The sequence below is a fragment of the Pseudomonas sp. 24 E 13 genome (assembly GCF_900004715.1).
Classification (GTDB): Bacteria; Pseudomonadota; Gammaproteobacteria; order Pseudomonadales; family Pseudomonadaceae; genus Aquipseudomonas; species Aquipseudomonas orientalis_A.
Genome location: NZ_CVTO01000136.1, coordinates 76,709 through 90,589 on the forward strand (window position 1 = coordinate 76,709; position 13,881 = coordinate 90,589).

7 protein-coding genes and 1 other RNA gene are annotated in these 13,881 nt (G+C 58.0%); all 8 read left to right on the top strand.

Annotation, left to right across the window (positions count from 1 at the left end):
• Positions 1-91: 91 nt before the first annotated feature.
• The 8 genes from BFP90_RS17800 to BFP90_RS17835 all read left to right on the top strand — a co-directional run bounded on the left by BFP90_RS17800 (position 92) and on the right by BFP90_RS17835 (position 13,751).
• Positions 92-1,786 carry a lactate permease LctP family transporter gene (locus BFP90_RS17800; protein WP_065897595.1) on the top strand — a complete coding sequence of 565 codons (1,695 nt, stop codon included), beginning with the start codon at positions 92-94 and terminating at the stop codon, positions 1,784-1,786.
• Positions 1,787-1,856: 70 nt separating this feature from the next.
• On the top strand, positions 1,857-4,667 hold the full coding sequence (locus BFP90_RS17805) for an FAD-binding and (Fe-S)-binding domain-containing protein (protein ID WP_065897596.1): 2,811 nt from the start codon (positions 1,857-1,859) through the stop codon (positions 4,665-4,667).
• Positions 4,668-4,804: 137 nt separating this feature from the next.
• Complete coding sequence (locus tag BFP90_RS17810) at positions 4,805-5,083, top strand: hypothetical protein (RefSeq protein ID WP_065897597.1); 279 nt, start codon at positions 4,805-4,807, stop codon at positions 5,081-5,083.
• Between the two features lie 93 nt (positions 5,084-5,176).
• Positions 5,177-5,573: a transfer-messenger RNA gene (ssrA, locus tag BFP90_RS17815) on the top strand.
• A gap of 173 nt (positions 5,574-5,746) precedes the next feature.
• Positions 5,747-6,952: a tyrosine-type recombinase/integrase gene (locus tag BFP90_RS17820; RefSeq protein WP_065897598.1), complete on the top strand. Its 1,206-nt coding sequence runs from the start codon at positions 5,747-5,749 to the stop codon at positions 6,950-6,952.
• Positions 6,953-7,092: 140 nt separating this feature from the next.
• The gene (locus tag BFP90_RS17825) at positions 7,093-12,000 is read left to right on the top strand and encodes a DEAD/DEAH box helicase (RefSeq protein WP_065897599.1); all 4,908 of its coding nucleotides are present in this window, start codon (positions 7,093-7,095) and stop codon (positions 11,998-12,000) included.
• Between the two features lie 480 nt (positions 12,001-12,480).
• Complete coding sequence (locus tag BFP90_RS17830) at positions 12,481-12,696, top strand: helix-turn-helix transcriptional regulator (protein ID WP_065897600.1); 216 nt, start codon at positions 12,481-12,483, stop codon at positions 12,694-12,696.
• Entirely contained in the window at positions 12,696-13,751 is a 1,056-nt protein-coding gene (locus tag BFP90_RS17835; protein ID WP_065897601.1) for an AAA family ATPase, read from the top strand. Before BFP90_RS17830 ends, BFP90_RS17835 begins: the two co-directional genes overlap by 1 nt.
• The last annotated feature ends 130 nt before the right edge of the window (positions 13,752-13,881 follow it).

A 13,881-nucleotide genomic window follows, 5' to 3' on the forward strand; every position in this document is an offset into this window, starting at 1 on the left:
CCAAGCCTCTTAATCTAGCCCACAGCGACTGTAAATTGGTATTACCAATTATCCAGAGCGTATAAACAACAACAATCAGGGGCCACCCCATATGCAAACCTGGCAACAGCTCTACAGCCCTCTTGGCAGTCTCGGTGTATCCGCACTGGCCGCCGTTATCCCCATCGTATTTTTCTTCCTGGCCCTGGCTGTATTCCGCCTCAAGGGGCACGTGGCCGGCAGCATCACGCTGGCGCTGTCGATCCTGGTGGCGATTTTCGCCTTCCAGATGCCGGTGGACATGGCCCTGGCCGCCGCCGGCTACGGCTTCGCCTATGGCTTGTGGCCGATTGCATGGATCATCGTGGCGGCGGTATTTCTCTACAAATTGACGGTCAAGAGCGGCCAATTCGAAGTGATCCGCAGCTCGGTCCTGTCGATTACCGACGACCAGCGCCTGCAGGTACTGCTGATCGGCTTCTGCTTCGGCGCCTTCCTCGAAGGGGCGGCCGGTTTCGGTGCGCCCGTGGCAATTACCGCCGCGCTGCTGGTCGGCCTGGGTTTCAACCCGCTCTACGCCGCCGGCCTGTGCCTGATTGCCAACACCGCACCGGTCGCCTTTGGTGCGCTGGGTATCCCGATCATTGTGGCGGGCCAGGTCACCGGCATCGACGCCTTCAAGATCGGCGCCATGACCGGTCGCCAACTGCCCCTGCTGTCACTGTTCGTGCCGTTCTGGCTGGTGTTCATGATGGACGGCCTGCGCGGCGTTCGCGAGACCTGGCCCGCAGCCCTGGTGGCGGGCCTGAGCTTTGCCGTCACTCAGTACTTCACCTCCAACTTCATCGGCCCGGAACTGCCCGACATCACCTCGGCACTGGCCAGCCTGATCGCCCTGACTTTATTCCTCAAAGTCTGGCAACCCAAACGCAGCGCCGGCGCGCAGATTGCCGGCGCCACCTCGAGCACGGCGGTTACCGCCAGCGCCGGTGGCTTCGGTTTGCCGCGCAACACCCTGGTTTCGCCGTACAGCCTGGGGCAGATTTTCAAGGCGTGGTCGCCCTTCCTGATACTCACCGTGCTGGTGACCATCTGGACCCTCAAACCCTTCAAGGCGATGTTCGCCGCAGGCGGCTCGATGTACAGCTGGGTGTTCAACTTTGCGATCCCGCACCTGGATCAACTGGTAATCAAAGTCGCGCCGATCGTCACCAACCCCGCCGCCATACCGGCGGTATTCAAGCTGGACCCGATTTCAGCAACAGGCACCGCGATTTTCTTCTCCGCGCTGATCTCGATGGCGGTCTTGAAAATAGACGTTAAAACTGGTCTTACCACTTTAAAAGAGACCTTCTACGAGCTGCGCTGGCCGATCCTGTCCATCGGCATGGTGTTGGCCTTCGCCTTTGTCACCAACTACTCGGGCATGTCCTCGACCATGGCCCTGGTGCTGGCCGGCACCGGCGCGGCCTTCCCGTTTTTCTCACCGTTCCTCGGCTGGCTCGGCGTTTTCCTGACAGGCTCGGACACCTCGTCCAATGCACTGTTCAGCTCGTTGCAGGCCACCACCGCCCACCAGATCGGCGTCAACGACACCTTGCTGGTGGCGGCAAATACCAGTGGCGGCGTGACCGGCAAAATGATTTCGCCGCAATCGATCGCCGTGGCCTGTGCCGCGACCGGCCTGGTAGGCAAGGAGTCCGACCTGTTCCGCTTTACCCTTAAACACAGCCTGTTCTTCGCCACGATCGTCGGGCTGATCACCCTGGCACAGGCGTATTGGTTCACCGGTATGCTGGTGCACTGAGACTTGCACGCAACAGGGTAAGAATCGACGCCGGACAACGGTTCCGGCGTCAGCTATTTCTGGAGGACCGATGAGCCTGCCTGCCGCATTCCTGAGCGACGTCGCACAACTGATCCCGAAGGATCGTCGTTTTGACGATCCACTTTCCACCCTCGCCTTCGGCACCGACGCCAGCTTTTACCGATTGATCCCACAGCTGGTGATACGCGTGGAATCGGAAGACGAAGTGGTCACGCTGCTGCAACTGGCCCAGCGCGACCGCGTCGCCGTGACCTTTCGCGCGGCGGGCACCAGCTTGTCCGGCCAGGCCATCAGCGACTCGGTGCTGATCGTGCTGGGTGATCAGTGGAATGGCCGCGAAATTCGCGAGCAAGGCCTGCAGATCCGCCTGCAACCCGGCGTCATCGGCGCTCAGGCCAACGCCTGGCTTGCGCCATTCGGGCGCAAGATCGGGCCGGACCCGGCGTCGATCAACGCCTGCAAGATCGGCGGCATCGTTGCCAACAACGCCAGTGGCATGTGCTGCGGGACGGCGCAAAATACCTACCACACCCTGGCAGGCATTCGTCTGGTCCTGGCCGATGGCAGCCGCCTCGACACCGAAGACCCCGCCAGCATCCAGGCCTTCCGCCACACCCATGGCGCGCTGCTGGAACGTCTGGCGACACTGGGCCGGGAGACGCGGGCAAACGCCGAACTGGCGGCAAAGATCCGCCACAAATACCGTCTGAAAAATACCACCGGCCTGTCACTGAATGCCCTGGTGGATTTCGATGACCCGCTGGATATCCTCAGCCATTTACTGGTGGGGTCCGAGGGCACACTGGGTTTTATCAGCGCCGTGACCTACGACACGGTGATCGATCACCCGCACAAAGCCTCGGCACTCATCGTATTCCCGGACGTCGAGACCTGCTGCAACGCGGTCACCGTGCTGAAAACCCAGCCGGTGTCGGCCGTTGAGCTGCTGGACCGGCGCAGCCTGCGCTCGGTACAGAACAAACCGGGCATGCCGGCGTTCGTACAGCAACTATCGGAAAATGCCTGCGCGCTGCTGATCGAATCCCGCGCCGCTTCTCCTTCATTGCTGCATGAACAACTGGCGCTGATCATGGCCTCACTCGCCTCTTTTGCGGTGGAGAAGCAGGTCGACTTCACCGAAGACCCGCTGGAAAACGCCCGGCTCTGGGCGATTCGCAAGGACACCTTCCCCGCCGTGGGCGCCGTACGCAAAACCGGCACTACCGTGATCATCGAAGATGTCACCTTCCCGGTCGAGCAGCTGGCGATTGGCGTCAACCGTTTGATCGAGCTGTTCGAAAAACACCACTACGACGAAGCCATCCTTTTCGGACACGCCCTGGAAGGCAATCTGCACTTCGTCTTCACTCAAGGCTTCAACAGCGCGGAAGAAGTCGCACGCTATCAAGCGTTCATGGACGACGTTGCGCAGCTGGTGGCGGTTGAGTTCGGTGGCTCGTTGAAAGCCGAACACGGCACCGGTCGCAATATGGCGCCGTTCGTCGAACTGGAATGGGGCAGCGATGCCTATCAACTGATGTGGCAGCTCAAGCGCCTGCTCGACCCCAACGGCATCCTCAACCCGGACGTGGTGCTCAGCGAAGACCCGCAGATTCACCTCAAACACCTCAAGCCCCTGCCCGCCGCCGACGCGCTTGTGGATAAGTGCATCGAATGCGGGTTCTGCGAGCCGGTATGCCCGTCGAAAGGCCTGACCCTGAGCCCGCGCCAACGCATCGTGATCTGGCGCGACATCCAGGCCAAACAACGCGCCGGCGTCGACACCACCGAATTGGAAGTGGCCTATCACTACCAAGGCATCGACACCTGCGCCGCGACCGGGCTCTGCGCCCAACGCTGCCCTGTAGGCATCAATACCGGCGACCTGGTGAAAAAGCTGCGCAGCCGCGACGCCGACCGTACGAAAACCGCTGAATGGCTCGCCACCCATTTCGCCACCGCACTGCAAGGCGCGCGCTTTACCCTGCACGTCGCCAACGGCGCACGCATGCTGCTGGGCGCCCCGCGCCTGGCGAAGTTATCGGCCACCGTCACCCGGCTGTCCAAAGGGCAAGTCCCGCAGTGGACCAACGCCATGCCACAGCCGGAAAAAGCCATTCGCTTCAGCCCCGCCGTTACCGACGAGCGACCACGGGTGGTCTACTTGGCGGCGTGCGTCTCACGCGCCATGGGCCCGGCGGCGGGTGATAAAGAGCAAATGTCGCTGTACGACAAAACCCGTGGCCTGCTGGAAAAAGCCGGTTACCAAGTGGTCTTCCCCGACCACCAGGACAACCTGTGCTGCGGCCAACCCTTCGCCTCCAAGGGTTATGCCGAACAGGCCGAACACAAGCGCCAGGAACTGATCGGCGCCCTGCTTCACGCCAGCCGTGGCGGCCTCGACCCGATCTATTGCGACACCAGCCCGTGCACCCTGCGCCTGACGCAAGACCTGGGCGAGACACGCCTGGACCTCTACGACCCCGTACGTTTCATCCGCACCCACCTCATGGACCGCCTCGACTTCACGCCGCAGGAAGCGCCCATTGCCGTCCACGTCACCTGCAGCACCCAGCACCTGGGCGAAAGCCAGGCGCTGATCGACCTCGCCCGACGCTGCGCCAGGACCGTCGTCGTCCCCGAAGGCATTCACTGCTGCGGCTTTGCCGGCGACAAAGGCTTCACCACCCCGGAACTCAACGCCCACTCACTGCGCAGCCTCAAGGACGCGGTGCAACACTGCAGCGAAGGCATCTCCACCAGCCGCACCTGCGAGATCGGCCTGAGCCTGCACGGCGGCATCGATTATCACGGGCTGGTCTACCTCGTCGACCGCGTCACCCAGGCCCGCGCCCATTAAGCCTGCAAAATAAAACAGAACCCCTGCGCGCCGGCGTAGTCATCTGCATAGGCCTCGACAAACGAGGTTCATCAGTGATGTCGCTGGCAGCCCCTCAACGCCAGCAGCGTCGAGCCCTTTGCGCAAGGAGATACCCTATGAAGCGTTCCGCTCTTGCTGGCTTGTTCATTACCGCTGCGATGCTGGCATCCCCTGCTTTTGCAGCCGGCGATAAAGACCTGTGCCAGATCAACCTGGACAAAATCAACAACGGTAAAGCCCTGCTGTCCACCGACACCAGTGGCAAAAGCGGCGAAATCGACACCGCCGTCTCCCAAGCCAAGGCCGCCCATGCGGCAGGTGATGACAAGAAGTGCATCGAAATCACCTCCAAGGCCCTGCAAGACCTGCAGAACAGCGAGAAAGGCGGTCAGTAAGCGATAGGGCCGACCTTCGGGTTGGCCTTTCGTGAAGGTTTGGCGTACACTGCACAAGCTTGTCACTCACTAGAAACAACGAGTTACAAGCACGGGGCCGTTTAGGATTCGACGCCGGTCGCGAAACTTTAGGTGCATGCCGAGTTGGTAACAGAACTCGTAAATCCACTGTTGCAACTTCTTATAGTTGCCAATGACGAAAACTACGGCCAGGAATTCGCTCTCGCTGCGTAAGCAGCCTTAGCCCTGAGCTTCTGGTACCTTCGGGTCCAGCAATCACCAGGGGATGTCTGTAAACCCAAAGTGATTGTCATATAGAACAGAATCGCCGTGCAGTACGTTGTGGACGAAGCGGCTAAAACTTACACAACTCGCCCAAAGCACCCTGCCCTTCGGGTCGCTGAGGGTTAACTTAATAGAAACGGCTACGCATGTAGTACCGACAGCGGAGTACTGGCGGACGGGGGTTCAAATCCCCCCGGCTCCACCATTTAGTCTTCCCAGGAAGACCCAGAAAAGCCGTAAAGCCTAGAGAAATCAAAGCTTTACGGCTTTTTTCTTGCCCGCGTTTTCCCACCTGATCCCAGGGCATCCCACGGTTGACGGGGGCATATATGGGGGCATAAAACGCTCATCAGCTCGCTCGGAGAGGATGTGCCCCCAATGCCCCTGAAAGATACCAACTGCCGCAACGCCAAGCCCCAGGACAAGCCCTATCGGCTATACGACGAACAGGGTCTGTACCTTGAAGTGCAGCCCAACGGAGGTCGCTACTGGCGCTTGAAATACCGTTTTCTGGGAAAGGAAAAACGCCTGGCTCTTGGCGTTTACCCAGAGGTCGGCCTGCAGGAGGCCCGTCGCAAACGTGATGACGCTCGTGTTCAGCTTGCCGGCGGACAAGACCCTTCGCTGCAAAGACGCATGGCCAAGGTGGTCAGCCAGGTCGATCACCAACACACCTTTGAATCGGTCGCTAAGCAATGGCTCACCATTCGCGAATCATCCTGGGATCCGGAGTACACCCGCACGGTGCGACAGCGCCTTGAGCTCAATGCCTACCCCTGGTTGGGAAAACTCCCAATCAGCAGCCTCAGTACACCCATGCTGGTCGAAAACCTGCAACGCATCATCACGCGCGGGGCTCGCGAGACTGCGCGTCGTGTTGCCCAGATCTACAAACAAATTTTCGAGTTCGCCGAAGCTGCCGGTATCACCCCACCCAACCAGATTGGGAATCTCTCTCGTACGCTCCCAGCCAAGCGAGTGAAACACTTTGCTGCCGTGACCGATCCTGAAAAACTCGGGGCACTGCTCAAAGCACTGGATAGCTATAGCGGAACGATGCCTGTTTGTTGTGCGTTGAAGTTGGCCCCACTGCTGTTCTGCCGGCCTGGAGACCTGCGGCACATGGAGTGGTCCGAGGTCAATCTGGATGCTGGCGAATGGTTGATTCCCGGCCACAAGATGAAAGGACTCACTGCCACCAAACAGGATCGCCCGGATCATTTGGTTCCCCTGAGCCAGCAAGCAATCGCTGTTCTACGCGAGCTGAAACCACTCACCGGCAGACATCGGTACGCCTTCCCCTCAGCAAGAGGAGGCGACCGGCCGATGTCCAACAATGCAGTACTCAGTGCGTTACGCCGCATGGACATCAGCGGCGACGAAATGACAGGGCACGGCTTTCGTGCGACCGCGAGAACCATAGGCGCTGAGGTGCTGGGGTTTCGTCCCGACCTACTTGAGCACCAATTGGCGCACACCGTGAAAAGTCCACTGGGCAGGGCATATGACCGCACCACATTCTTGCCGGAGCGCCGTGAAATGATGCAGATCTGGGCCGACTTTTTGGACTCGATGAAACGCTGAATGCGATCGCACCCATCAGCCAGCGAGCCTTCAAGCTAATACGAGCACTATCTTATCGCTCCAGTACTGGCTGAATTGCTAAACTGCGTCGATTTGGCGCCTGTAATGCGCCAGGCGCAGTCCAAAAGGAATTCCTACCGATGTCAGCCTTATCAGCTTTGCTGAATACCTACCGCAGCGCTTCTGTCACCGAACGCGAAAAAGGTACTTACTTCGAAGAGCTGATTTGCACTTACCTCCGCAACGAAGCCACCTACCGCGACCTTTACGACAAAGTATGGACGTATGCGGAGTGGGCGAAGGAACAAAGCCTCAGTGGCAAAGATGCGGGCATTGATTTAGTGGCTCGCACTCAGGGCACCGGCGAGTACCACGCCATCCAGTGCAAGCTGTACGCCGAGGATTACAAAGTCCAGAAGAAGGACATAGACAGTTTCTTCACCGCCTCGGGCAAAGCGCCGTTCTCGCACCGCGTCATCGTCGCCACCACCAACAACTGGAGCGAGCATGCCGAGGACGCGTTGCAGGGCCAGCAGCCTCCGGTCAGTAAAATCGACCTGCAAGCCCTGGAAGACAGCCAGATAGACTGGGCCAAATACCAGCCCCATCAAGCCGTCGCGCTCAAGGCCAAGAAGCAGCTGCGCGAGCACCAGCAAACCGCGCTGAATGCCGTTGCCGCTGGCCTAAAGGACGCCGAACGCGGCAAGCTGATCATGGCCTGCGGCACCGGCAAGACCTTCACCAGCCTGAAAATTGCCGAGCAGCAGGCCGGCAAGGGCAAGCGCGTACTGTTCCTGGTACCCAGCCTGTCGCTACTGTCGCAGACTCTCACCGAATGGACGCAGGAAAGCGCAACCCCGCTCCACAGCTTTGCCGTCTGCTCCGACAGCGACGTTGGCAAGAAGCGTAAAGCAGAGGATGACGCGGTTCAGGTGTTCACCCACGAGCTACGCTACCCGGCCACCACTAAGGCAGATCGCCTCGCAGCGGAAATGCTCAAGCGCCATGATGCCGAGCACATGAGCGTGGTGTTCTCCACCTATCACTCCATCGACGTGATCAGCCGTGCCCAGGCTGATCATGGCCTGGCCGCTTTCGATCTGGTGATCTGCGACGAAGCGCACCGCACCACGGGCGCCACCTTTGGCGACGATGACGAAAGCAACTTTGTGCGCGTTCACGATGCCGACTACATCCGCGCCACCAAACGTCTGTACATGACCGCCACGCCGCGCATCTACGGTGACAACGCCAAGCTCAAGGCCGAGTCCGGTGAAGTCACCCTGTGCTCGATGGATGACGACACGCTCTACGGCAAAGAGCTGTTCGTCATCAACTTCTCCGAGGCCGTTCAGCGGGGCCTGCTCACCGATTACAAGGTGCTGGTACTCACCGTCGAGGAGAGCACCATCAGCCGGCGCCTTCAGGAGATGCTGAAGGACGAAAACAACCAGCTCAAGGTAGACGACGCCGCCAAGATAGTCGGTTGCTGGAAGGCGCTGGCCAAGCAGGGATTGGCCGAAAACCTGGTGGGTGATGATCAGCCCATGAGGCGCGCTGTAGCTTTCTGCCAGGTCATCTCGCCCAACTACAAGGGCACCAAGCACAAGGTCAGCTCGATCAACATCGCCAGCATGTTCCAGTCGGTGGTGGAGGCTTATCAGGAGTCAGAAAACATCGATGAGGCCTCACGCATCATCTGCGAAGCCGCACATGTCGATGGCGGCATGAACGCCAGCGCCAAGGAAGCCAAGCTCAACTGGCTTAAGGAAGAACCGCCAGCCAATACCTGCCGCATCCTCAGTAACGTGCGCTGCCTATCTGAAGGTGTGGACGTACCGGCGCTTGACGCCGTGCTCTTCCTCACCCCGCGCAATTCCCAGGTCGACGTTGTGCAATCGGTGGGCCGGGTGATGCGCAACGCACCGGGTAAAAAACGCGGCTACGTGGTGCTGCCCGTGGTCATTCCGGCCGGCATGGAGCCCCACGAAGCGCTTAATGACAACCAGACCTACAAAGTGGTCTGGCAGGTGCTTCAGGCACTGCGTTCGCACGACGACAGCTTCGACGCCATGGTCAACAAGCTCGACCTGATCGGCTCTGACCCGCGCAAGATGGAAGTCATCGCCATCACCGACAAGGCCGATAAAAAGGCCAGGAAAACAAGCGGCACCAGCAACGGCCAGGCAGGCAAAGGCCAGTACGGCATTGGTGAGAAACGCGCTAAGTACGATGTCGAAGGCCAGATGACCCAGCAGGCGGAGCTGGCCTATGAGGTGGGGGAAATCGAGAAGGCCATCTACGCCAAAATCGTCGACAAGTGCGGCAACCGCCATCACTGGGAAGACTGGGCCAACGACATCGCCAAGATTGCCCGTACGCATATCGACCGTATCCAAGGCATTTTGGAGAACCCTGAATACACCAAGGAGAGAGCGACTTTCGAGGCCTTCGCTGCTGAGCTGCGCGATGATCTCAACGACAGTATCAGCGATGGCGAGATCATCGAAATGCTTGCCCAGCATCTGGTAACCAAGCCAGTGTTCGATGCACTGTTCGAGGAATACAGCTTTGCAAGCCACAACCCTATGTCCAAGGCCATGCAAGGCGTACTGGATGCGCTACATGAGCACCACCTGGCTAAGGAAGCCGACACTCTAGAGAAGTTCTACGCCAGCGTACGTCAGCGTGCTGCCGGTATTGACAACGCCCAGGGCAAGCAGAAGATCATCGTCGAGCTGTACGACAAATTCTTCCGCAACGCCTTTCCCAAAATGACAGAGCGATTGGGAATTGTTTATACGCCAGTCGAAGTGGTGGACTTCATCCTCCACAGCGTTAATCACCTGCTACAACAGGAGTTCGGCCAGACGCTGGGTAGCAAGGGCGTTCACATCATCGACCCCTTCACCGGCACAGGCACTTTCATCACCCGCCTGATCCAGTCTGGCCTGATCAAGCCGGAAGAGTTGCCGCACAAATACAGGCACGAGATCCATGCCAACGAACTGGTGTTGCTGGCCTACTATATTGCCGCCATCAATATCGAAGCGGCCTACCACGGCGAAGTAATCGACGAGTACACGCCGTTTGAAGGTATCTGTCTGACCGACACCTTCCAAATGTATGAGAAGGACGACTTGGTAGACGCGCTGCTGGAGGACAACAGTGCCCGACGCAAGCGGCAGAAGGCGCTGGATATTCGGGTGATTGTGGGCAACCCACCGTACTCCATTGGGCAGGGTAGCCAGAACGATAACAACCAGAATATCAGCTACCCAGCATTGGATCAGCGCATTGAGGAGACCTATGCTGCACGCTCCAGCGCCACTCTCGCTAAAGGGCTGTATGACAGCTATATCCGCGCCATTCGCTGGGCCAGCGACCGTATTGGTGATGCCGGCATCATCGGCTTTGTCACCAATGCAGGGTTTCTAGAAGCCAACACCGCCGGCGGATTGCGCAAGTGCCTGGCCGATGAATTCTCTAGCCTTTATGTGTTCCACCTGCGTGGCAACCAGCGTACCAGTGGCGAAACCTCACGCAAAGAAGGTGGCAAGATCTTTGGCAGCGGCAGCCGTGCCCCCATCGCCATATCGCTGCTGATCAAGAACCCCGACGCACAGAGCCACGGTCGAATTCACTTCCACGATATTGGTGACTACCTGAGTCGTGAGCAGAAGCTGGAGAAACTCGCTGGCTATGCCAGCGTGGGTGGTATCGAGCAGTGGCGGCTGATTAGCCCAGATGAGCACGGGGATTGGTTAAAACAGCGCGATGAAAGTTTTGCCGACCATATTGTGTTAGGTGATAAGAAGGGCGATGGCATAAAACTGTTCGATAACTTCTCGTTGGGCGTAGTAACCAACCGGGATGCCTGGGCCTACAACGCTAGTCGGGGCAAGCTGGAGGCCAACATGACAAGCATGATTGATTTCTATAATGCTGAGGTGACGCGTTTCAATTCGATGTACCCAGAGCTGGACAAAAAGAAGCGTGAAGCGGTCTTGGACGACTTCATTGATACCAACCCCGAGCGTATTAGCTGGACGCGTGGTTTGAAGCAAGAACTGGCGAAAAACCGCTCTTTTGGATGCGAAGCTACCTCCCTGACGCCTTCGCTTTATCGTCCATTTACTAAACAATGGTTATATTTTAACCGCACTTTCAATGAGATGGTGCTTCAGATGCCGAGGATATTTCCGCATGCAGAAGCGGAAAACTTGGTAATAAATACAACATCGGTAGGCGGTTTTTTTTCTGTGCTCATTGCCAATACTCTGCCAAGTAAGTTTGTTGGCGAGGATGTTGTCCAATGGTTCCCGCTCTACCTCTACGACGAGCAAGCCCAAGCTACTGATAATGAAGGGGGTACTGGTGACTTGTTCGCTCGAGGTAGGGTTGAGTCTGGCCTAAAACGCCGCGACGCCATTACCGAGGCAGGGCTGGCACACTTCCGGAGTGCCTACCCCGCCGAGCAGATCAGCAAAGAAGACCTGTTCTATTACGTCTACGGCATCCTGCATTCGCCGGATTACCGCGAACGCTTTTCCGACAACCTTAGCAAAGAACTGCCACGCATCCCGGCAGTAAAGAAAGCCGCCGATTTCTGGGCCTTCAGCAAAGCCGGCCGCGCCTTGGCTGACTTTCACCTTAACTACGAAACAGTCGAGCTGTACCCTCTGACCATCGAAACCAAGGGCCAGCTCACCAATGCCGATTACCGGGTAGAGAAGATGAAGTTCGCCAAGAAAGGCGAAAAGAGCACGGTCATCTACAACACCCGCATCACCCTAAAGGGCATTCCTGAAGCGGCCTGGGATTACGTGGTCAACGGCAAGGCCGCACTGGACTGGGTGATGGAGCGCCAAGCCGTGCGCACCGACAAAGCCAGCGGGATCGTCAACGACGCCAACGACTGGGCCGTGGAAACCATGGGTAACCCTAAGTACCCACTAGAGCTGTTCCAGCGCGTGGTCACTGTTAGCCTGGAAACCCAGAAAATCGTCAAGGCGCTGCCCAAGCTCGATATCGCTACAGATAACTAGTTGAGCCCGATAAACGCTGAGCACTCAGATAGCCACTGCCCTGGTTGGGCCATCCTTTCCCAACCAAGGCAGTGCACCCGCTGATTGCCAGCCCGGAACTCTCATGTTAAAAAGTGTCCGTCCCAAGCGATCCCTATTGATCCGCAACGGTCCGCCACGTCGCCCTGGTAACGACGTTAAAAACTTTCGCCTCGTTCGCATCCGCTGAACGGGCCGCATCAGCTGCCATTGGTTGATTTGCGTATCTGGTCAGAACTCTCTCAGTCCGTTCTGCCCCTAGAAGCCTTACGGCCCTAGAACTTCTGTAGCCCACAACGACCTCCGACGCTACCGATCATAAATCTCGGAAACGCGCATATACCCTATGCGTGTGGCAAATGCCCCTGCTCGCTATATAGCCAGCCGATACCCGTCTTTTACCCTTTTTAGCAGTAGTGCCGGAGGACGCTGCCCCACGCTTCAGAACCTAGGACTCAACCTATGGAAATGCACGTTAGCAACTCTGACGACGTCGGCGACGATGACAAAATTCTTCGTTTGCGCGATGTCGAGGCAATCGTCGGCCTAAAACGCTCAACGATCTATCGCAAAATATCGGAAGGCCTTTTCCCGCGCCAACGCCTGTTGTGCGGCTCCAGCGTCGGCTGGCGTAACAGTGAAATCCAGGCTTGGATTCGACAAAGGGAGGCGCTGTGATGCAGCGCCGAACACCTCAACAGCCGGGCTGGATGGTAGAACTCACAGCGGCAGTCGATATTCCAGTGGAAACAATCCAATGGATTTGGCCAGGCTGGCTGCCAAGGGGAAAGCTATCCATTCTTGCCGGCGCTGGTGGATGCGGCAAAACCACCTTGTCGATCTCGCTGGCCGCCACACTCAGTAGAGGTGGTGACTGGCCAGACGGCAGCAAAAGTGAGACCGCTGGCAACGTCGTAATCTGGAGCGGCGAGGATGGTATAGCTGACACCATCATTCCTCGTCTCACGGCTGCAGATGCAGACCTAAGCCGCGTGCACATTATCGAAGGGCTCAGGGATCAGAGCGGGAACAGGCGACAATTTGATCCTGCAGCCAACTTTGCCCTTTTGAACGAGGCAGCCGCACGGATTGACGGCGTTTCATTGCTGATTTTCGACCCACTGATAAATCTCATACGGGGGGACATGCACCGAGCAAACGAGGTTCGGCAAGGGCTACAAATGGTAGTGGATTTTGCAGAGCGGCATTGTTGCGCTGTCCTCGGCATATCTCACCTGAGCAAAGGTACGGCCCAGTCCTCCGCAGCTAATCGTGTAATCGGCAGTCAGGCATTCTCCGCGCTCGCTCGCACTGTACTGGTGGCAGAGAAGGATCAGAATTCAGAGGCCAGGGTGCTTGTCCGAGCCAAGTCCAACGTTTCGATTGATAGCGGAGGGATCGAGTATTTCGTTGAGCCCATCGTTATAGACGAGCAGTTGGAGACAACCTGCATCCGGTGGGGAGATGCCATCGAAGGAAGCGCTGAAGCCATTCTCGCTGCTATCGAGCAAACGGGTAACGCTAGACCCGCATCAGCTACTCAAGAAGCGCGCAGCTTTCTTGAGGAGACGTTGCAAGCTGGGCCTGTTGCAATCAATGCGTTGATGGCTTTAGCTGAAGAACGTTGCATTTCTTCGGCGTCAATTCGCAGAGCCCAGAAACAGCTAGGTATACGTTCACACAAAACAGGTATGCAGGGCGGATGGGCATGGGAGCTTCCCACCGCTCCCTGAAGGCGCTCAACGCACGTCGAAGGTGCTCAATACTCGTGTTGAGCATCTTCGTTTTCATTGAACGCCTTCGACTCGCGAGTCCGGCACACGTAGTACGCCAGAGATATCCTTCACTTGCCTGCTAGGTCAT

Coding starts and splice junctions, on each gene's coding strand:
- BFP90_RS17800 (WP_065897595.1), top strand. CDS start 92: ATGCAAACCTGGCAACAGCTCTACAGCCCTCTTGGCAGTCTCGGTGTA.
- BFP90_RS17805 (WP_065897596.1), top strand. CDS start 1,857: ATGAGCCTGCCTGCCGCATTCCTGAGCGACGTCGCACAACTGATCCCG.
- BFP90_RS17810 (WP_065897597.1), top strand. CDS start 4,805: ATGAAGCGTTCCGCTCTTGCTGGCTTGTTCATTACCGCTGCGATGCTG.
- BFP90_RS17820 (WP_065897598.1), top strand. CDS start 5,747: ATGCCCCTGAAAGATACCAACTGCCGCAACGCCAAGCCCCAGGACAAG.
- BFP90_RS17825 (WP_065897599.1), top strand. CDS start 7,093: ATGTCAGCCTTATCAGCTTTGCTGAATACCTACCGCAGCGCTTCTGTC.
- BFP90_RS17830 (WP_065897600.1), top strand. CDS start 12,481: ATGGAAATGCACGTTAGCAACTCTGACGACGTCGGCGACGATGACAAA.
- BFP90_RS17835 (WP_065897601.1), top strand. CDS start 12,696: ATGCAGCGCCGAACACCTCAACAGCCGGGCTGGATGGTAGAACTCACA.